This window comes from Geothermobacter hydrogeniphilus (assembly GCF_002093115.1).
Classification (GTDB): Bacteria; Desulfobacterota; Desulfuromonadia; order Desulfuromonadales; family Geothermobacteraceae; genus Geothermobacter_A; species Geothermobacter_A hydrogeniphilus.
The window spans coordinates 24,838-45,544 of the sequence record NZ_NAAD01000018.1 but is presented as its reverse complement, the minus strand read 5'-3'; the positions used below and the strand labels follow the sequence as shown (position 1 = coordinate 45,544).

The following is a 20,707-nucleotide window of genomic DNA, read 5'->3' as shown; positions in this document are numbered from 1 at the left end:
TTTTTTAACGGTAGATATGGTCAGCAGCGGTCAGTAGCGGCATCGGTATCTGCAGCCCCAATTCTTCGGCGCGGGTGAGGTTGAAGACGATAGCGTAATCCGGGGCATCCACAATGGCCAGGTCACCTGCGTGGCGTCCTTCCAGAATCCAACCGACCTGGCGTCCGGCAACGGCACCCATTTTGCGAAAATCAACAGCAGCTCCACCGAACAGGCCGAGTTTGGAGAAGTAGTAATTGAGCGCCAACTCCGGCTTGGTGCTGTGGGCGATGGTCCAGGGAAAAATCTGTCTGGCGGTGCGGATGGTTCCGTCGGCGGTGGGAAGCCGCACGGCAACCGGATAGATGGCGACCACTTCAGGATTCTCGTTGAGTTGCCGGATCAGTTTCTGGTACTCACCGAAGGTTTTTACCCGGCGTTCTTCCCATTGCAGGCCGGCAATTTGACGAGTTTGACCGAGTTCTATCCGGAATTGTTTGCTGAGTGCTTTCCCGGTGGGAGAATCATCCGTGATGCCGACCACCTTGCCGCCCCGCAGCTCCGGAAAGGCCGCCGCCAGGACTTCAAGGGAGTGTTCGAGATACAATTTTTCATAAACGCCGGTGATATTGCCTTCCGGATGCTGGCGTGACGTCATGAAACGACGTATCCGGTTGTAATCTTCCGGTTGGCCGTTCAGTCCGGAAAAGACCACGGGGACCGGGCCACCGGCCAGGGCCAGGCCGACTTCCCGGAACGCATTGTCATCGAACGTGAGAACGATATCGGGATTGAATTGACGAATTTTCTCAAGGGCCGCCAGGCCTCTTTGATGAATTTCATCCGGGGATGTGTAGCGGCTTTTGGTCTGCATGTAGAATCGGCCGACGATCAGGTTCTCACCTTCAATCCAGTCGTTGTCGCGAAGCTCATTCAGTGCCCCGGTTTCCTGGGGAGCGCCGCAGACGTTGTCACAGTCGTAGCTTGCCACCAGAAAGAGGCGTGCGGGGTTGTTGGCTCCGGTTGCCGAGACATTGATGGAAATACAGAGAACAGACACGATAATCGCAAAAAAGAAACCCCGTTTCATTGGTACTCCGAAATAAATTATTTTTTAAAAACAGTATGTTGTCTGTCTCTTGTCGGAAGAATAACAGGATTGTTTAGATCTGTTGTAGGGATTGTAGAATTATTTTTTATTAACCGCCAGGCAGGGGGGATTGCCGGATGACGTGGCTGGAACCAGAATCAGTGAGCCCTTTGCACTCTCCATCCAACAGGTACTCACTGATTCTGATGGAATTTTGTCCTGGAGGGACGCCGAAAGTGTTGAGCTTTCAGCCGGCCAGGTGCTCGAAGAGAATCTTCAGGCCGATGCCGATCAGCACCAGGCCGCCGATGATTTCCACCGGTTGCCCCCAGCGGCCGCCGAGGCGCCGGCCGAGGAGCATGCCGGCCACGGTCAGGATGCCGGCCACCAGGCCGATGATCAGGGCCGGGAACCAGATCGAGACACCGAGCATCGCCAGGGTCAGGCCGACCGCCAGGGCATCGATGCTGGTGGCGACCGACAGCATCACCATCGTCCAGCCGCGGGTCGGGTCGCCGCGGACCTCCTCCCCGTCATGGTGCAGGGCTTCCCACAGCATGCGTCCGCCGATGAACGTGAGCAGGCCGAAGGCGATCCAGTGATCGACCTCGACGATCCACTGCTGTACCAACCGTCCCGCCAGCCAGCCGATGACCGGCATCAGCGCCTGGAACAGGCCGAAATGCCAGCCGAGACGGAACAGATGCCGGCCGGTCAGCTTGGGCAGGCTTAATGAGCTGGCCAGTGCCACGGCGAAGGCGTCCATTGCCAGCGCCAGGGCGAGGCCGAAGAGAGTGATCAGGTCCATGCGGGTCTCCTGTGGCGGAAGCGACATTTAAGCACTCCCCGGAGGCCGGGTCAATCCGTGCCCAAATCCACCGGCTGTTTTGCGGATCGAGGGTAGTGGGACGGGTGGAGATGCGAGGCGCCGTGCCGATTCGGGTGGAAACGTAGCAGATTCATCCGTAACGACACCTGAATCCCGAAATTGCCGGCGGATTTGGGCTGTGACGATACTCTTGCCACAAGCGGGACGGCAGTTTATTATGAACCGCTTTGCAAGCCCGCTGACAGAACCGAATGAACAGGAGCTGACCTGATGAACCTACTGCTGACATTGCTGTGCCTGTTGTTTCTGACATCTCCGGCCGCGGCGTTCATGGCCGAGGGAGGGGGCTGTGGTGCCGGTGAGTGCAGTGACTGCCACAGCCTCGATATCCCCGAAGCGACCAGGCTGCTGGAAGGCGGGGTCGATAAGGTGGTCAAGGTCGAATTCGCCGAGATGCCGGGTGTCTGGCTGGTGGAAGTGGAGAGGAACGGGCAGACCTTTCCGCTCTATCTCGACTTTTCAAAAAAATACCTGATCGCCGGCAATATCATCCGCCTGAAGGACAAGACCAACATTACCGCGGCGGCCCAGGAAAAAGAGCGGCCCAAGGTCGATGTCAGCCGGATACCGCTGGATGATGCCCTGCTGCTCGGCAACCCGATGGCGGCCACCCGGGTGATCGTCTTTACCGATCCGCGTTGTCCCTACTGCAAGCGGTTGCACGGCGAATTGAAAAAGGTCGTCAAGCTCGATCCGAATATCGCCTTCCTGATCAAGTTCTTCCCCCTGAAGATGCATCCCGATGCCTACGGACTGGCCAAGACCCTGATCTGCAAGAAGGATATCTCCCTGCTCGACAAGGTTTTTGCCGGGGAAGAAATCCCGTCGGCCGAGTGTGAAGCCGCAGCGGCCGTCGATGCCAATCTGAAACTGGTGAAGGAACTCGGTATCAACTCCACTCCGACCATGATCCTGCCCGACGGGACTGTCAGTTCGGGAGCAAAACCGGCGGCGGTTCTGTTGAAGATGCTGGGTTCGAAGGTGACCGCGGAGCAGGATTGAGCCTGTTCTCTTGCCTTTATCCGGGACATCTGTTAAAAGGCAGTTTTTCACCTGCAAGGAGGTATCGATACCATGGGATTGATGGCCGGCAAGCGCGGCGTCATTTTCGGCGTGGCCAACGACAAAAGTATTGCCTGGGGGGTTGCCCGGCAACTGCACGAGGCGGGAGCCGAGATCGCCTTTACTTATCTCAACGAGGCGCTGGAAAGGCGGGTCCGTCCGCTGGCCGAAAGCCTCGGTTCGGAGATCATTCTGCCCTGCGACGTTGCTTCGGATGAGGATATCGCCGCGGTTTTCACAGAACTGGAAAAACGCTGGGGGCAGATCGATTTCGTGGTCCACGCGGTCGCCTTCGCCAATCGCGAGGATCTGAAGAATCCCTTCTCCCAGACCAGTCGCGACGGTTTCCACCTGGCCCTTGACATCAGCGCCTACTCGCTGATCCCGATGACCCGCTATGCCATCCCGTTGATGAAAGAAGGGGGCAGCGTGGTCACCATGACCTATCTCGGCGCGGTTATGGCGGTTCCCGAATACAATGTCATGGGAGTGGCCAAGGCGGCTCTCGAATCGTCGGTTCGTTACCTGGCCACCGAACTGGGAGAGAAGAATATTCGCGTCAACGCCGTTTCCGCGGGACCGATCAAGACCCTGGCGGCTTCCGGCGTCGGCAATTTCAAGCAGAAACTGCATGTCATGGAGGAACGCTCGCCGCTGCAGCGCCTGATCACCCAGGATGAAGTCGGCAAGGCGACCCTCTACCTGCTGTCTGATCTCGCCAGCGGTGTCACCGGCGAAATCCATTATGTCGATGGCGGCTTCAATATCTCCGCCCGCTGATATGGGAATTCACTCTGAACTCTTTAAGAAAAGGGCCTGGCAACAGGCCCTTTTCTGTTCAAAACGGGTCGTCTGAGAGCCGATGGCAGTCATCCACGGTACGACCACCGGGCTCAAGGCGAGCCGGATCCAGGCTCTGGAGCGGATCTACCGACGGCGGATTCCGGGCGGGGAGGTGATCACCGGCGAACTGGCCCGCTACCTGACCGAACTCTCTTTCGAGTTGCGCCGGCAGATCGGCATCATCGTCGACCGTCGCGGCACGGTCCTGCATGTCATCCTTGGTGACGACCGGGAAATTGTCATCCCCGACCTTTCCGACTACGGCCTGGGGCGCAGCGGGTTGCGCGGCCTGCGCTGCATCCACACCCATCTCCGGCAGGAACCCCTTTCCCAGGATGACATCAACGATCTCTCGCTGCTGCGCCTTGATCTGATGGTGGCCATCGGGGTCGACGATCAGGGCCTGCCGGGACGGACCGAAATCGCCCACCTGCTGCCGACCAACCCGGCTGGAACCACATGCGAGCGTCTTTCCTTTGCTGACTTCTACCAGCTCGATCTCGTTTTTGACGCCTTTATCCATGCCCTCGACGATGAACTGGAGCGGGATCTTGCCGCCACCGTCGATCTCGATGACGGCCGGGAACGTGCCATCCTGATCTCGGTCAATGGCGGCAAGCCGCGCCAGGTCGAGGAATCTCTGGCCGAGCTGGCCGAGCTGGCGCGAACCGCCGATGTCCAGGTGCTTGATCGGGTCGTGCAGCGGACCCACCGCATTCATCCCCGCTACCTGATGGGGGAGGGGAAGCTCAAGGAGGTGGTGATCCGCGCCCTGCAGCAGCGGGCCACCATGCTGATTTTCGACCATGACCTGGCACCGGCCCAGGTCGGGGCCATCGCCGCCATCACCGACCTCAAAGTTATTGATCGCAGCCAGCTGATCCTCGACATCTTCGCCCGCCGCGCTCACACCCGCGACGGCAAGGTGCAGGTCGAGCTGGCACAGCTGAAATATATCCTGCCGCGCCTGACTGGCCGGGGGACGGCCTTCTCCCGCCTGATGGGGGGGATCGGCGGTCGCGGACCGGGGGAGACCAAGCTGGAAATTGACCGTCGCCGGACCCGTGATCGTATCCGCCGGCTGGAAAAACAGTTGCAGGAGCTGACCCGCGGTCGCCGCCAGCGACGCCAGCGACGGGTTCGCGCCGGAGTCCCGGTCATTTCCATCGTCGGCTATACCAACGCCGGCAAGTCGACCCTGCTCAACGCCCTGACCCAGAGCGCGACCTTCACCGAGGACCTGCTTTTCGCTACCCTCGACACCGCCAGCCGCCGCCTGCGTTTCCCCAGTGATCGCGAAGTGATCATTACCGATACCGTCGGTTTCATCCGCCAGCTGCCGAAGAGTCTGCTCGGCGCCTTTCGCGCCACTCTTGAAGAACTGGAGGATGCCGACCTGATTCTGCACCTGGTGGATCTTTCCAACCCGCAGTTCGAATCTCAGATCAGTGCCGTGGAAAAGATCTTGCAGGATCTCAACCTGCAGCATCTCCCCCGGCTGCTGGTCTTCAACAAGATCGATCAGGTCCCCGAGGAGGAACTGCAACCCCTCTGCCGACGGTTCGGGGCCCTGCCGATCAGTGCCCTGCAGCGCCGCAGCTTCGACCCCCTGCTGGCGGAACTGGAGCGGCGTTTCTGGCCGGAAGAAGCTCGAAATACTTGACACAAAAAGGTTTTTTGTTTAGGTTCGGGCCGACTTGCAGGAGTTTTTTATGGTGGTTCGCATTCTTTTTATTTCTTCTCTGATCCTTCTCGGCGGTTGCGGCGTCCGGCTTTCCGCTCCGTCTCCGGAGGTGAAGGCCGCTGCTGTCGGGGGGGCCGGGGGAGCGCCGGCAGAGGCGCGTCAAACCTGTGACATCTCGTCACTGGAAGCGGCGCGGGACAGAATGTCGCTGCTGCCCGGCGATTTTGTCCTCGCCGACCGGGCCTTGCTGGAGAGCGAAGAACCGTCGTCCACGCTTGACCTCGAAACCCTGGCCGATACCCTGCTGCTCACCGGGTTTGATCAGCATCCCCCGGAAGATGAGGGTTTGACCACCCCCGCGTCGGGTAAACTGTTTGATTTCCCGGTGGTGGAAAACGCTAAAGTCAAATATTTCATCGATTATTACACTCACGCCGGCCGCAAGGGTTTTGTCCGTTGGCTCGCCCGCTCGGGGCGTTACCTGCCGAGGATGCGTGCCATTTTTGCCGAGCAGGGCCTGCCGCGCGATCTCGCCTACCTGGCGATGGTCGAGTCCGGCTTCAATGAAAGAGCCTACAGTTGGGCCAATGCCGTCGGGCCCTGGCAGTTTATCGAGAAAACCGGCCGTCACTACGGCCTCAAAACCGACTGGTGGCGGGATGAACGGCGCGATTTTGAAAAATCGACTTACGCCGCCGCCCGTTTCCTTGCCGACCTGCACGACCGTTTTGACGGCAACTGGTACCTGGCGGTTGCCGCCTACAATGCCGGCGGCGGAAAGATCAGTCGTGCCGTCAGGAAATACAAGAGCACTGACTTCTGGGATATTTCGCGCGGGAATTTTCTCCAGCCGGAAACCCGCAACTATGTGCCGAAGCTGCTGGCGGTGTTGCTGATCAGCAAACAGCCCGGCAAATACGGTTTCGATACGGTTGAATTGCAGCAACCGCTGGTTTACGACGAAGTGGCTCTGCCGTCAGCCACCGACCTGGAGGTCATCGCCAAACTGGCCGGCAGCGACTACCGGACCATTAAACAACTCAATCCGGAACTGAAACGCTGGTCAACGCCTCCCGGTGAACGCGGCTACGTGGTCCGCCTGCCGAAGGGGAGCTACCGGCGATTTGTCGACGCCTATGCCGCCCTCGACCCGGCCGACCGGGTCAAGTATCTGCGCCACCGCGTCAAGCCGGGCGACACCCTGCTCAGCCTCTCCAAGCGTCATCATGTCCGGGTCAACGACATCATCGCCCTCAACGCGATCCGCAACCCGCGCGCCCTCAAGATCGGCAGTGATCTGATTCTGCCGCTCAAGAAGGGTTACACCCGTCGTCCGCTGGATGAACTGCGCGATGATTACGTGCGTTCCTACCGCCGTTCCTACAAGGTGCGTAACGGCGACAGCCTGTGGAGCATCGCGAAGAAATTCAACGTCACCCAGAAACAGCTGCGGGTCTGGAACCGGCTCGGTTGGAGCAACCTGATTCACCCCGGACAGACTCTGGTGGTCTCCAGCAAGGGGGCCGGCGGGAAACGTCTGAAGAAGCACCGGGGGCCGCTGAAGCGGATCGTCTATCGGGTACGTGCCGGAGATTCCCTGTGGACCATCGGTCGCCGCTACGATGTGCCGACACGTCAGATCCTCGCCTGGAACAATCTTGCCGCCGACCATATTCTCCATCCGGGGGACAAGTTGACCCTGCTGGTTCCCGCCGGCTGAAAGGAGTGGGATGGAACGGGCGCTGCTGACCTGTCGGGTGCCGGATTCCCTGCCTCCGGGAATCGATCGTCTCTATTTCGGGGCCGAGTTCTGCAGCTGGCGGATGCCGTCACGTGATCAGGTCCTGCGCGCGGTCGCTTTCTGCCGTCGGCAATCCATCGCCATGACCCTGGTCACCCCGGTTCTTTACCAGTCCTGGCTGCCTGCTGTCCGCAGCCTGTTGAAGGGGCTGGTTGATGTTTTTGACGCCGGTGATGAACTGCTGATTTCAGATCTCGGCATGATTGCTCTCGCCGGGGAGTTTCTTCCCCGTCTGCCGCGGGTCTGCGGTCGTGCCCTGTCGGGGCAGAAACGCGGCCCGCGGATTCTCGATTTCGACCTCTCTCCCGCCGAACGGGACTATTTCCAGCGCGGTAGCTGGTACAGCAGCGAGGCGGTCGCCTTTCTCCGGGAGGCGGGCATCGGGCGGGTTGAACTCGACAACCTGCTGCAGGGAATCGCGCCTTTGCCGCGGTCGTTGCGTGGCAGCCTGCACCGGCCTTATGTGCTGGTCACCTCCAGCCGAAACTGTCCTTTCCGCTCTCCCCGCCACGACCGCCCCTGCCGACCCGCCTGCGGTGAGGTTTTTACCCTCGAAAACAGCCAGAGCGAGATTCCCCTGCTGCAGGGCGGCAACAGCCAGTTTCTGCGCAACGACCGCCTGCCCGACGACCTGGACCGGCTGGGCATTGATCGTATTGTTGAACACCTCGAACTGCCGGCCTGAAGGGCGGGGCCGCGCCCCCCGCGGCCTTTGACTTTTGGCGGCCGGGTTGCTAAACTCGCTTGCCTTTGACGGCTCGGTCCCGGGTGGAATTCCGGACGCGGGCCATCCCATTTGAAAGGAAGTCCAGTCAAGATGTTAAGTGTCCTTATTGCCGCGGCCTGCAGTGCCGCAACCTCCCTTGCCCTGCAGTACGGGGCCGGGTTCGAAATCTGGGTTGCCATCCTCATCAGCCTGGGGGTGTTTGCCGTCGTCTATTTTGTCCTGTTGCGCGTGGTGATGAAGAAGGTCGGGGTCATCATGGAGCAGGCCCAGCGCGATATCCAGGGCAACCGGGCCGAAAAAGCGGTCAAGACCCTGGAGCAGGCCTACAAGTACGGTGCCTGGCAGTTTTACGTCAAACAGCAGGTCAACTCCCAGATCGGCACCATCTACTACCTGAAACGTGATTTCGCCAAGGCCTACGAGTATCTTGAGAAGGGGTTTTTCCGCCACTGGGTCGGCATGGGCATGCTGGCCATCTGCCAGATGCGCAAGAAGCAGACTGAGAAGATGATCGCCACCTTCGACAAGGCAATCGCCGGAACCAAGAAGGAGGACATGCTCTGGAATCTCTATGCCTACTGCCTGGATCGGGTCGGCAGGCGGGACCAGGCGATCAAGGTCCTGGAGAAGGGACTCAAGAAGGTTTCCAATAAGGAGGCGTTGCAGGGCAACCTGGAGCTGCTTCGTGCCGGCAAAAAGATGAAGATGAAACAGTATGGCGATATGTGGCTGCAGTTTCATCTCGAAAAGCAGGGTGCGATCATCAAGCAGCAGACCCGGGCGATGCAGGGCCGCCGGAAGATCGTCCGCCGTTGAAATGGCCTCCCGCAAGTCGAAAAAAGATTTCAACAACAGCCCCTTCAAGAAACTGAAGGGGCTTTCTGTTCCGTCGCCGGCGAAGACACCGGCGCCCCTGCCGAAACCGGCCCCGCCGACACCGGCGGAAGCGGAGGAGGATTTCGCTTCGGCGATGGATGCCCTCGGTGTCGCCAGGTTTTCCGATGGGGAGGATCGGTCTCATCCCCCGGTCGACCTCGGGGAGGACCCGCCGACCGTTCCGAAATCACCCGCATCGGACGAGGACGAGTTTCTCGCCGCCCTCGGACAACTCGATGTGTGCTTTGTTGATGAACTGCCGGAGGAAGAAGAATCGACTGCTGCTCCCCGGCGCATGAAGCAGCTGCAGCGCGGCCGGTTGCGTGTCGAGCGGGATCTCGATCTGCACGGCCTGAGCCGCGCCCGGGCGGAAGAAGTATTCCGCCACTTTCTTGTCGATGCCCGCTACCAGGGGTGGACCACGGTGCGGGTGATCACCGGCCGCGGCCTGCATTCGCCCGACGGACCGGTGCTGCGCGACGCCATCGAGCAGCTGCTGAAGCGGGAGTCCTTCACGGAGGTCGTCGAGTGGGGGCGGGCGCCCCGCAACCTGGGAGGCCAGGGGGCGCTGATCCTCTTCTTGCGCACCACCCCCCGGGACTGAATTCTCACAGGTTCTGGTTTCCCTAGAGATTATTGTTACTCCGGCCGATATGTTGATGTGCGGCCTTTTTCGTCGCGCGGGATTGACTGATTCTCAGTCAGACGGCCAGGAGTATTGCAATGACCCGGGAGCAGATTATTCAGGGCGTCATGGACGCGGGAGCCCTGCCCACCCTTTCCAGCGTTGCCTCCAAGTTGATCGAAATCACCGGTCGCGAGGAGACGACCATCTACCAGATCAGCAGCCTGGTGGCCCAGGATGTCTCCCTTTCCGCCAAGTTGCTCAAGGTTGTCAACTCGGCTTTCTACAGTTTTCCCAACGAGGTCAGAACCATCCAGCAGGCGGTCGCGATTCTCGGCACCAACGCGGTGCGCAGCCTGGTCCTCTCCTTCTCTTTTCTCGATGCTGAACATGCTCGGCGGCAGACCGGGTTCGATTACCAGCGTTTCTGGGAACAGTCCCTGGCGACCGCCGTGGCGGCCAGGATGCTGGTCGAGGAGGTTGAGACCGATGTTGACCCGGAGGAGGTCTTTACCGTCTGCCTGCTGGAAAATATCGGGGTCCTGATCCTGGCCAAGGCCTTTCCCGAACAGTACGATGCCGTGTTGCGGAAATGTGAGACCGACGCGGAGGAACTGTTTGTCCTTGAGGAACGGGAACTGGGTGCTGACCACTCCTTTGTCGGCTGTCATGCCGCGCGCCACTGGCAGTTTCCGGAGACCCTGGTGCAGCCGATCCTCTACCATCATGACCCGTCCTCCTATCAGGGCGGGAACCGGGAGATGGAGAAGGTCGTGGTGGTCGCCTATCTGGCCGGGCTGGTGGCCAATATTCTCTACTCAGGTCACCCGCTTGAATATGCCGACCGATTTCGCAGAGAGGCGAAAAAACGGCTCGGGCTGAAGTCCGGTGTGGTCGACCAGGTTTTTGAAAATGTCAATCGCGAGGTCAGCCGGGCGGCTGATTATTTCGGTCTCAAGATCGCCGGAACGCCATCGGTTCCGGAAATCCTGCAACGGGCGAATATTGAGTTGGCCACGCTCAACATGTCCTACGAGCAGGTCAACCGGGAGCTGGTCGAAGCCAAGCTCGAACTGGAACGACTGAACGCGGAACTGGAGGAAAAAAACCGTTACCTGGAACAGATCGCCAATCTCGACGGGCTGACCGGGATCTTCAATCATCGCTATTTCCAGGAGAGCCTGAACAGGGAGATGAATCGCGCGGTACGTACCGGGCGGGGCCTCAGCCTGATCATGATTGATCTGGACAAGTTCAAGAACATCAATGATTTTTACGGTCACCAGGCGGGTGATTTCGTCCTTAAAGAGGCCTGCCGGATCTGGGGAGAACAGCTGCGGGATTATGACCTGCTGGCGCGCTACGGGGGCGAGGAGTTCATTGTTATTCTGCCCGAAACCGATGTCGATGAGGCGCTGGTGGTAGCGGAAAAGCTGCGCCAGACGACCGCCGGGCATGAATTCGACAATGGCGGAGAGCGATATTCGGTGACAGCCAGTTTCGGGGTTGCCGCTTATGACCCGGTTGATGTGAACGCCGGCAGGAATCTGCTGATCGAGCAGGCCGACACCGCTCTCTACGCCGCCAAAGAGGGCGGACGCAACCGGGTGGAGAGGTATGTGGCGAAGAAGGCCGGGTGGCTGAAACGGCTTAAGGGGTAGGCGGTCGATACGCACGCATCTGCGGCGTTGAACTGAAGTCTTCAATCCTCGATAGCTGCCGCTACGCCTGCGGTTTCATTCTTCGTTCAGCAGGCTGATGAAAAACGCCCATCTGCGGCGTTGTCCTTCCCCCCGCGTCAACGACGTACCTTCCGGTACGCCTTATTCCGCGGGGGGCGGACGCCTTGCATCTGGACATTTTTGCTCAGCCTGGGAAACATTTTTTCGACCGCTTCGTTCTGTTGCTGGTTGCCGGGCTCAATCCTGATCGGGTTCGGTCTTCTTCTTTGTCGCGCGGCGGCGTGGTTTCGGTTTCTCCGTTTCGGCAGTCGGGGTGTCGGTCGCTGTCGGTTCTGATGGAGCCGGAGTGGCTTTTTTGCGTGCCGCGGGTTTACGTTTCGGTTTGGCCGTGGGCTCGGCGGGGGCGCTGTCGTCAGCAGCCGGTTGTTCAGCGGCCTTTTTGCGTGCCGCGGGGCGACGGGTTTTTTTCGTTTCCACGGTGGCCGCGGTCTCTTCCGGGGCAGCCGGTTCCGTTGCCTTCTTGCGGCTGGCGCGGCGCTTCGGTTTGGCGGACTCGGCCTCCGGCGCCTCTTCCGGCGGTTGTCCGGTGGCTGTTGTCTCGGTCTCGGTGGCCTTCTTGCGCGGGCTGCGGCGGCGTTTCGGTTTTTCTTCGACCGTCGTTTCAGGAGTCGCGGCTGCTGTTTCCGCGGTGTCCTTGTTGTCCTCCGCGGCGGCCGGTTTGCGACTGGAGCGGCGGCGTTTCGGTTTGCCCTCCGCTTCCCCGGTCGGTGCCGGTGTCTGTTCGGGCTGCGTTTCCTTTTCCTCCCCGGCGGCCGCTTTGGCTGGGCGTCTTCTTTTCCGCGCCGGTTCGGGCGGGGGCTCGGCTGCGGCCGACTGGTCTTTGGTCGACTGGTCTGCCTCTCCTCCGGCCTGCTCTTCAGTGGCCTTTTTACGGCTACGGCGTCGCTTGGGAGGTGTCGCAGCCGTTTCCGTTTCTGCTGTCTCTGCCGGGGCGGCATCCCCCGGCGCCGTCATGTTGTCATCGGTGGATTCGGCGGAAGTGTCCCCGCTGGCGGGCGCAGTCTCCTGGCCGGCGTCAGTCGCCGGTTTTTTTCTTCGCGAGCGGGAACGACGCGACCGGCTCGGTTTCTCCTCTGTCTCCGCGACCGATTCCGATTCGGCGGATTTCTGCTCGTCGGCGTCTCCGGTTGTTTCACCATCGACGGTTTCCGTAGTCGGCTGCGGATCATTTTCGGTTGCCGCCTGCTCGTTGTCCCTGCTGCCGCTGCGTGCTCCGCCGCGGCGTCCCCGCCGCCGACGCCGACGGGAGCGACGCGGCGTTTCGGTGGCGGCTTCACCCTCATCTTCGGTTGTGCCGGACCCGGTTTCGGACAGCTCCGCTTCTTCTTGAGGTTCTTCGGAAGAATCTCCGCGTCGTCGTCCTTCGTTCTCTTCGGCGTCGGCCGCGGTTTCGGCCAGTGCCGCGGCGGCGGTTACCGGGGCGGCGGCATCGCCATTGGTTGCTGCCTGTTTTTCACGCTTGATGAATTCGAGCTTGACCTCTTCGGCAACCAGTTCCGCTTCGCCCTTGAGGTAGATGCTGGTGTTGTAGCGGCGTTCCATGTCCAGCAGCTCTTCCCGCCGGGTGTTGAGCAGGTACTCGGCGACCTCGGAGGGGATTGCCGCCTCGACCCGGCCGATCTGCTTCTTGGCCACACCGGCGTGGATTTTGCGCATGATGGCCACCGCCTGGGCTTCGGTACTCTTGACCTTGCCCCGTCCCTGGCAGTGCGGGCAGGTGTGCCAGGCGGCCGCGGCGAGGGTCGCCTTGATCCGCTGGCGGCTCATTTCCATCAGGCCGAACTGGCTGATGCGGCCGACGGTGACGCGGGCCTTGTCCCCGCTGAGTGCGTTCTTGAGACGCTTCTCGACCTCCCGACCGTGCTTGCGGTCGCGCATGTCGATGAAATCGATGACGATCAGGCCGCCAAGGTCGCGCAACCGCAGCTGTCGGGCCACTTCATCGGCCGCTTCGAGGTTGGTCTTGTAGGCGGTCGCTTCGATGCCTTTCTCGCTGGCCATTTTGCCGGAGTTGACATCGATGGCGACCAGCGCCTCGGTCTGGTCGATGACGATCGAGCCGCCGGAGGGGAGGTTGACCTGGTTCTGGGAAATGGTGTCGATCTGTTCTTCGATCTGGTACTTGGAAAAGATCGGTCGCTGTTCCTGGTGAAGTTTGACAATCCGCAGGTAGTCGGGCATCACCTGGGCAAAGAATTCCCGCGCTTCGTTGTAGACCTGCGGGTCGTCGATCAGGACTTCGTCCATTTCCCGGGTGAAGTAATCGCGAATGGAGCGGATCACCAGGTTCGATTCCTGGTAGATCAGGGCCGGGGCGCTGCATTTTTCGGCATGGGCGCTGATATTTTCGTACAGCCGCAGCAGGTAGTCGAGGTCGCGTTTGAGTTCGTCCGCTGATTTGCCGATGGCCGCGGTACGAATGATGTAACCCATGTTCGTCGGCAGCTCCAGGTCGGAGATGGCGGCCCGCAGGGCCTTGCGCTCGGCGCCGTCGGGGATCTTGCGGGAGATGCCGCGGGCATCGTCATCCGGCATCAGCACCATATAGCGGCCGGGCAGGGAGAGAAAGGTGGTCAGCGCCGCGCCCTTGTTGCCCCGTTCTTCCTTGGTGATCTGCACCAGGATTTCCTGGCCGCGATGGAGAATTTCGTTGATGCGCGGGCGTGACTTGCTTTCCTGCTCGTCGCGCTGCGGGTAAAGAGAAGGATGGATTTCCCCGAGCTGCAGGAAACCGAGCCGTTCCGCTCCATAATCGACGAAGGCGGCCTGCAGCCCGGTTTCAACCCGGACCACCGCCGCCTTGTAGATATTACCCTTGGTCTGTTCCCGCCCGGTAATTTCGATGTCGAGTTCGGACAGCACACCGTCCTCGACGATGGCCACCCGGTTTTCTTCCGGGTTGCTGGCATTCACCAACATCTTCTTGATCATTATGAAAATCCTTCCGATGACCCCGCGGGATCATCGCAAACTGGTTGTCCGTCCGAAGACGGCTGCAGCCCCTGAGGCTGCCGGACAGGGTCGCTTCACCTGTCATCCCCTGATTGGACCTGAACAATTGTTCCCGTCCGGGAGCATGGCTCAACCGGTCGGGATGATCTTTGCCGAACCGTTCCTTCAGCCTGAATCAGTGACTTGTGCTGTTCGCCGACAAGGGGCTCACTGATTCAGGGTCAGGGCGTCCGACCCGGTCAATATAACAAATTCTCACGTGTTCTGCAGGAAAATTCTTGTTCCCGGTCGGGATGCCCGTATCCGAATCGTTCCCGGCCACCGGCGATCCGTCTGCCTATCAGAGCCGTAACAGGTTTCCCGAGGGTCAAGGCCTGTGCTATAAAAGCCGGATGCTGCAATTGAGACAAATCAGGAAGAATTTTGCCGACCGGGTTCTTTTCGCCGGTCTGGATCTGCATCTTCGCCCCGGTGACCGGATCGGTCTATGCGGCGATAACGGCGCCGGAAAAACGACCCTGCTGAAGATTCTTGCCGGACAGGTCGAGCCTGACGGCGGATCCCTGCAGATGGCGAAAGGGACCAGCTACGGTTACCTGCCGCAGGATGGACTTGAACACAGCGGCCGGACCCTGTTCGAGGAAGTCCGCAGCGCCCTTTCCGAGCTGCTGTCGCTGGAGAACGAACTCGAACGACTGCAGCAGCGTCTTGCCGACGGGGCTGACGATGCGGTCCTGGAGCGGTTCGCTGAAGTTCAGGAGCTCTATCAGCAGCGCGGCGGTTACACCATGGCCGCCGAGGTCGGCAAGGTCCTGGCCGGACTCGGCTTTTCCGAAGCGGACTGGGAAAAACCCTGCGAGACGTTTTCCGGTGGCTGGCAGATGCGTATCGCTCTGGCCAAGCTGCTGCTGCAGCGGCCGAACCTGCTGCTGCTCGATGAGCCGACCAACCACCTCGACCTGCCGGCCCGCGACTGGCTGGAGGGTTACCTGCGCGCCTACCCCCACGCGGTGGTGATGGTGTCGCACGATCGTTATTTTCTCGACCAGGTGGTGAGCCGCATCGTCGAACTCTGGAACAGTCACCTGACCGAGTACCCGGGCAGTTATTCGCGCTACCTGGTGCAGCGTGATGAGCGCATCCGGGCGTTGCGGGAGGCCAAGCGTCGCCAGGATGAGGAGGTGGCGCGCATCGAGGCTTTCATCAACCGGTTCCGTTACCAGGCCAACAAGGCGTCCCAGGTGCAGAGCCGGGTCAAGCAGCTGGAGAAGATCGAACGGATCGAGATTCCGCCGCAACGCAAAAGCATCGCCTTCCGCTTTCCCGCGCCGATCAAGAGCGGTCGGGTGGTGCTGGAACTGGAACGGGCCGGTCAACGGTACGGTGAACTGCAGGTCCTGCGGGATGTTGACCTGGTGGTTGAACGCGGCGAACGGATCGCCCTGGTCGGACCCAACGGCGCCGGCAAGTCGACCCTGATGCGTCTGCTGGCCGGGGTTGAGTCGCCTTCGCAGGGAACCCGCAGCGAGGGCCACAATCTGCAGCAGGCCTATTTCGCCCAGGATCAGGCCCGGGTACTCGATCCCGGCAAAACGGTTCTGCAGCAGATCTCCGCCGCTGCGCCCTTCGACATGGTGCCGCGCCTGCGCGATATCCTCGGCAGCTTCCTGTTCAGCGGCGATGATGTTGAAAAACCGGTTCGGGTTCTCTCCGGAGGTGAGCGAAACCGGCTGGCTCTGGCCATTCTGCTGCTGCGGCCGGCCAATCTGCTGCTGCTCGACGAACCGACCAACCATCTTGACCTGGCCTCAAAGGAGGTGCTGCTGACGGCGCTGAAGAGCTATTCCGGGACCATGGTTTTTGTCAGTCATGACCGTTACTTCGTTGATTCCCTGGCGACCCGGGTGATCGAAGTCGGGGGGGGGAGGATTGCATCCTGGCCGGGCAATTACGAGGATTTTCTGCGTGCCAAGGCGGCCCTTGGAGATTCCAGTCACAGCCGGCAGCGGGTCGAGCAGCACCTGGACACGGTCGTCCCCGCCGACACCGCGGACAAGGATGCCCGACGCAAGGCGCATGCCGAGCGCAAGGCGGCGCAGCGGGCGGAGCAGAAACGCCGTCGGGAACTGGCCGAGGTCGAGGCCGAGATTGAACGCCTGGAAGGCGAGCTGGGGGAGTTTGAGCAATTGATGGCCGACCCGGACCTTTACCGGGACCAGCAGCGCTGGCGCGAGGTTTCGACCCGCTACGAGCGGCTCAAGGACCAGGTGGCCGAGCTTTACCAGCGCTGGGAAGGGTTGCAGTTGGAAGAGTCGGCCTGAAGTCTGTTCAGCTTTATGACTGCCGGGGAACGGAGGGACGCATGGGACCGGATCAGCTGTTCGTCGTCGTTGTCGCCAGTGAAAAAGGGGGCGTCGGCAAGACCACCATCGCCACCAATCTGGCCGTCTACCTGAAGGCCCTCGCCGAGGATCTGCCGGTCACCATCGCCTCTTTTGACAACCATTTTTCGGTTGACAACATGTTCGCCATCGGTCGGCAGCGGGCTGCCTCGGTGGTGGACCTGTTTGCCGGGCGACAGCCGTTCGGACAGGCCATGCTGGGTGAATACGGGGTCCAGTATCTCGCTTCGCAGCGGCAGTTGGAACCACCTCCCGCGGCCGACACGGCCACCCTGCGAAAACGTCTCGCGGGGAGCGGACTGCGGGGCATCCTGATTCTCGATACCCGGCCGATTCTTGATTTCTTCACCCGCAGTGCCCTGGAGTCCGCCGACCTGGTGCTGGTACCGGTCAAGGACCGTGCCTCGCTGGTCAATGTCGCCTCGATTCACAACCTGATGAATGATCGCCCGGAGGAGGAACGGCTGTGGCTGGTTCCGAGTCTGATCGACGGACGGCTCAAACTCAAGGGCCGGGTCGGCATGCGTGACTACCTGGTTTTCAACGGGGAGGAGCGTGGTTACCGATTCGCTCCGACCCATATCTCCAAGAGTCCCAAGGTGGAAGGACTGGCCAGCGGCTTCAGCCGCCGCATCCATCCGGTTCTCAACCACGCCCGGGGGACGGCGGTCCATCGCCAGTTGCGGATTCTTGCCGACTTTGTCCTGGAGCGCCGGGCGTCCTGCCCCCGTGGACGCTGCCGGCAGGGTACGCTGGCCCTGGAGGGAGCTGTCCCGGAGGGCCGCCTGCGTCGCCTGCTGCCGGATTGTCCGGTCTGCGGTGCCGCCGGTGACGGCGGCAGCGGCCGGCTGTTTTTCGATCGTCGCAGCAGGCGACGTGGTTTTCTGCATGAAGACTGTTTCCAGCGGCTGCTCGAAGGGACCGATCTGCGGACCCTGGTGACCGGGCAGCGGGGCCTGCTGGCGCTGACCCTCACCGGCGGCGGGCTCAGCGGCGAGGGGAGACGGCTGTGCCTGGCCCTGTTTGATGCCGATGGCACCTGTCAGCTTGAAGAGATCCCGACTGCGCGTACCGGGCGTCGCCTTGAGGCCTTCCTGGTCACCGCAGCCGGACGGGATGATCCCGCCGAACTGTTCCAGGAGCTGCTGTTGATTCCCCTGACCGGGGACCCGCCGGTTACGTTGCTGCAGGATCCGGGCTATCGAAACTGGCGGCGGCTGGCTCTGCGGGCCGCCCGTGATCGTTCCCTGCGCGAGCGCTGATATCCCCTGCCGGCGCGGAGTTTGCAACTGGCGTTAATGCCCGCGCGTCACGGTTGTCTCCGGGGGGGGCGGTCGACCTGTTGCCGGGTTTTTGCCGCCGATGGTGGTGCGTGTTCTTTTAATCGAGCTAAAAACGTTGACAGTCGACGCTAACTCGCTTAAATATAAAAAGTTTTCTGTTATGAATTGAATCTTTCACAGTCGAGGTTGTCTCATGATCCTGCTGCCACGGGGGAACCCCGTTAAAGAAAATATCGATCCGGGCAAAGTGCAATTGCCGGACGCCCTGCAGAAATTGCAAAAAGGCAATTTCACCGGATACCTGCGATTTGACACGACCCGCGGGGTCGGCATCCTGATCTATGACAAGGGTCGGCTGATCAGCGCCCTGTTCGAGGGCGCCAGTGAACGTGAAATTGCCTACGATGCCATCGCGCTGATTTTCGAATGTTCCCTGGCCGGCAATGCCAATCTCAATATCTACCGGCTGTCTTCCGAGTTGGCGATGAGTATTCATGCCCTGTTGCACGGCCAGGTTCTCTACAAGGGGCAGGAGGTCAAGCTGCTCGATATCCGTGGCCTGCTCGGCAAAATGAAGGAAGATAAGATCACCGGTTGTCTGCGGATCTACACCTCGGATCATATCGCGCTGATCTTCTACCGCGAGGGAAGCCCGCTCGGATTTTTTCATGACGGTTCGACCGATCTGGAAAAGAGCGCGGAAAATTCTCTTTCGGTCGCCAAACTGCCGGGTGCCAAGATCGACGTGTTGACCGCCCAGGTCTCCGAAGAAGCGACCATGGCTGATCTGCAGGCCTCGGCTGATATTCGCGCCCTCTGGCAGAAAGCCCATGAAAATGTCACCCGGGACAAACGTTCGCGGGAAGCGGAGGTCGCCCGTAGCCTTGAAGAGCGGGAGAAGGACCGTCGGCAGAAGGTGCTCGGTCTGCTCAAGGGAGTGGCGGAAAAGAGTCTCGGCCGCATCGGTGCCCAGTTGGCGGACAAGGAGTTCACCCGGGCCATGAACGGGCAGGGGGTTGTTTCGGAGTCGGTGCTGGATGATTTTTATCAGCGTCTGGGCAAGGCGGCGAAACTGGTTGCCGGACCCTCGACGGTGAAGCAGATGGTTGATGAAATGCAGCGCGGCATCAAGGCGCTGATGAAGACGGACTGATTTCTTTTTATCTCGTCGCGCCGGGTCTGTCGCCCGGTCGCGGCCGGTCTTGCCACCAGGAGGCATCGGGTATGGATTGGAACATCGTACAACTGGTTCTCTGGCTGATTGCCGGGATCGTCTCTTTCTACTTCAGCATCGGCAACGCCCGCGTCTGGACCAGCATTGCCGTCGGTTTCGGCCTGATCCTGCTTGGGGAACTGCTGCCCCAGGCGATGCCGTTTCTGCCGGGTGCCAGCAGTCCGCAGATCGAGGCAATGAGCTACATTCTCGGCACCATCTCGATTCTGGTGATGAGTCATGGCTTCCAGGAGTATTATGTCTTCTCCCGCACCCTGGAACTGGAAGGCAACAAGCTGCTGGTCTATGTTGCGACGCTCGGGGTTATTTTCGCCTCGATGATCTTCATCCTGATCAATCCCGACCCCACTCCGTCAACCCTCAAGGTCATCCGTGTGGTCGAAGATACCAACTGGGTTTTCCTGTCGCTGATCAATATCGACCTGATCCGCAAAATTTATATCAATGTCAAGGACAGCCCGATCAGCAAGGGCTTCATCGCTTTCATGCTGGTTTTTATCTTCATCTTCCTGTGGCGCGGTTCGGAACTCTACATCCAGGTCTATGATCTCGCCAACCCGGATGTCAGCCGGCTATTCCCTTTCCGCTACGAGCTGTCGCAGATCTGTTCCAACGTCGGCAACCTGCTGGCGGGGTTGTCGGTTGCCGGGACCTTCATCTACCTGGCCCGCCTCCTCCGCTAGGTGCGAGGGCCGATGAAAAGCACCCGTCTGCTTCGTTGCCCTCGCCCTCGTCACTGCGACGTAGCTGCCGCTACGCCTCGCTCCTCGGTCTTCAGGCGCCTCGCATCCGGGCACTTTTGATCGGCTTTGGAACGGTGCTTCAATGATAGAAGAAGGGCCGCTGTCGTCATCCGGCAGCGGCCCCTCTTTCTTGTTTGTTGCTGTGATCGTCCCATAATTGTCGCGAGGAATCACTGTCGATAAACGTCTCGTCGATGGCCTATCTTGACGACCGTGATGACCAGTCGGTGATCTTCAATTTCGTAGAGGATACGATACATTCCCTGACGAATCCGGTAGCGTTCCTGCCCGCTGAGCTTTTCACATCCCGGGGGGCGTGGGTCATCAGCCAGGGCTTCGATCCGTTTCAGGATCAATTTCAGGTCGGTTTTCGGCAGCGGACGCAGGTCTTTGGTGACCGAACGTTTGAAGCACAGCTCATATCTTGCCATCAGACTTCAACTCGTCGAGAAGTTGTTCATAGCTGATGGTCGGTTCCGCAACCCGATCATTAAAGGCGGTCAGATCTTCCCGGTCTTCCTTCAGCATCTGCCGGACCGCCAGGTTGACCAGCTCGGACAGGCTTTTGTTGGTGACGGCCGCTTTCAGTTTGATGGCTTTGTGGATTTCCGAGTCAAAGTAGATCGTTGATCGACGAGAGGAACTGTTCATGATGTTGTCTCCATGCTGAGTTCTTTGACATTATAGCGTTATGACGTTCTGGAGACAAGTTGTCGAATGCAGGCCGATGAAAAGCACCCGTCTGCTTTGTTGCCGGCGCCCTCGTCACTGCGAC

17 protein-coding genes are annotated in these 20,707 nt (G+C 60.3%); 12 read left to right on the top strand and 5 right to left on the bottom strand.

Features of this window, described 5'->3' with window-relative positions; genetic code table 11:
* Positions 1-4: 4 nt before the first annotated feature.
* Entirely contained in the window at positions 5-1,069 is a 1,065-nt protein-coding gene (locus B5V00_RS13275; RefSeq protein ID WP_085011296.1) for an ABC transporter substrate-binding protein, read from the bottom strand.
* Positions 1,070-1,316: 247 nt separating this feature from the next.
* Entirely contained in the window at positions 1,317-1,877 is a 561-nt protein-coding gene (locus B5V00_RS13270; RefSeq protein WP_085011295.1) for a manganese efflux pump MntP, read from the bottom strand.
* Between the two features lie 291 nt (positions 1,878-2,168).
* Between B5V00_RS13270 and B5V00_RS13265 the strand changes: the two genes are divergently transcribed.
* The 8 genes from B5V00_RS13265 (at position 2,169) to B5V00_RS13230 (ending at position 11,237) form a co-directional block, all read left to right on the top strand.
* The gene (locus B5V00_RS13265; protein WP_085011294.1) at positions 2,169-2,960 is read left to right on the top strand and encodes a DsbC family protein; all 792 of its coding nucleotides are present in this window, start codon (positions 2,169-2,171) and stop codon (positions 2,958-2,960) included.
* A 72-nt stretch (positions 2,961-3,032) separates the two neighbouring features.
* Complete coding sequence (gene fabI / locus B5V00_RS13260; RefSeq protein WP_085011293.1) at positions 3,033-3,800, top strand: enoyl-ACP reductase FabI; 768 nt, start codon at positions 3,033-3,035, stop codon at positions 3,798-3,800.
* An 82-nt stretch (positions 3,801-3,882) separates the two neighbouring features.
* Positions 3,883-5,526 carry a GTPase HflX gene (gene hflX / locus B5V00_RS13255; RefSeq protein ID WP_085011292.1) on the top strand — a complete coding sequence of 548 codons (1,644 nt, stop codon included), beginning with the start codon at positions 3,883-3,885 and terminating at the stop codon, positions 5,524-5,526.
* Positions 5,527-5,575: 49 nt separating this feature from the next.
* A complete protein-coding gene (locus B5V00_RS13250; protein ID WP_245803976.1) occupies positions 5,576-7,267 on the top strand; it encodes a LysM peptidoglycan-binding domain-containing protein in 1,692 nt (563 codons plus the stop codon).
* 10 nt (positions 7,268-7,277) lie between these two features.
* Entirely contained in the window at positions 7,278-8,033 is a 756-nt protein-coding gene (locus B5V00_RS13245; RefSeq protein ID WP_085011291.1) for a hypothetical protein, read from the top strand.
* A gap of 132 nt (positions 8,034-8,165) precedes the next feature.
* Positions 8,166-8,891 carry a tetratricopeptide repeat protein gene (locus tag B5V00_RS13240; protein WP_085011290.1) on the top strand — a complete coding sequence of 242 codons (726 nt, stop codon included), beginning with the start codon at positions 8,166-8,168 and terminating at the stop codon, positions 8,889-8,891.
* 1 nt (position 8,892) lies between these two features.
* Positions 8,893-9,555: a Smr/MutS family protein gene (locus B5V00_RS13235; RefSeq protein ID WP_172399754.1), complete on the top strand. Its 663-nt coding sequence runs from the start codon at positions 8,893-8,895 to the stop codon at positions 9,553-9,555.
* Positions 9,556-9,674: 119 nt separating this feature from the next.
* A complete protein-coding gene (locus B5V00_RS13230; RefSeq protein WP_139800779.1) occupies positions 9,675-11,237 on the top strand; it encodes a sensor domain-containing diguanylate cyclase in 1,563 nt (520 codons plus the stop codon).
* A 258-nt stretch (positions 11,238-11,495) separates the two neighbouring features.
* On the opposite strand, the gene B5V00_RS13225 is transcribed toward B5V00_RS13230, so the two are convergent.
* Complete coding sequence (locus B5V00_RS13225; RefSeq protein ID WP_085011287.1) at positions 11,496-14,249, bottom strand: Rne/Rng family ribonuclease; 2,754 nt, start codon at positions 14,247-14,249, stop codon at positions 11,496-11,498.
* A gap of 413 nt (positions 14,250-14,662) precedes the next feature.
* Between B5V00_RS13225 and abc-f the strand changes: the two genes are divergently transcribed.
* The 4 genes from abc-f (at position 14,663) to B5V00_RS13205 (ending at position 19,872) form a co-directional block, all read left to right on the top strand.
* Positions 14,663-16,591 (top strand): ribosomal protection-like ABC-F family protein, encoded by a 1,929-nt coding sequence (abc-f, locus tag B5V00_RS13220; protein ID WP_085011318.1) that lies wholly within the window; start codon positions 14,663-14,665, stop codon positions 16,589-16,591.
* 41 nt (positions 16,592-16,632) lie between these two features.
* Entirely contained in the window at positions 16,633-17,934 is a 1,302-nt protein-coding gene (locus B5V00_RS13215) for a ParA family protein (protein ID WP_085011286.1), read from the top strand.
* 214 nt (positions 17,935-18,148) lie between these two features.
* On the top strand, positions 18,149-19,108 hold the full coding sequence (locus B5V00_RS13210) for a hypothetical protein (protein WP_085011285.1): 960 nt from the start codon (positions 18,149-18,151) through the stop codon (positions 19,106-19,108).
* Between the two features lie 71 nt (positions 19,109-19,179).
* Positions 19,180-19,872: a hypothetical protein gene (locus B5V00_RS13205; RefSeq protein ID WP_085011284.1), complete on the top strand. Its 693-nt coding sequence runs from the start codon at positions 19,180-19,182 to the stop codon at positions 19,870-19,872.
* 230 nt (positions 19,873-20,102) lie between these two features.
* Here B5V00_RS13205 and B5V00_RS13200 read toward each other — a convergent pair whose 3' ends face one another.
* The gene (locus B5V00_RS13200; RefSeq protein ID WP_085011283.1) at positions 20,103-20,363 is read right to left on the bottom strand and encodes a type II toxin-antitoxin system RelE family toxin; all 261 of its coding nucleotides are present in this window, start codon (positions 20,361-20,363) and stop codon (positions 20,103-20,105) included.
* Complete coding sequence (locus B5V00_RS13195; protein WP_085011282.1) at positions 20,350-20,583, bottom strand: CopG family transcriptional regulator; 234 nt, start codon at positions 20,581-20,583, stop codon at positions 20,350-20,352. Before B5V00_RS13195 ends, B5V00_RS13200 begins: the two co-directional genes overlap by 14 nt.
* Between the last annotated feature and the right edge of the window lie 124 nt (positions 20,584-20,707).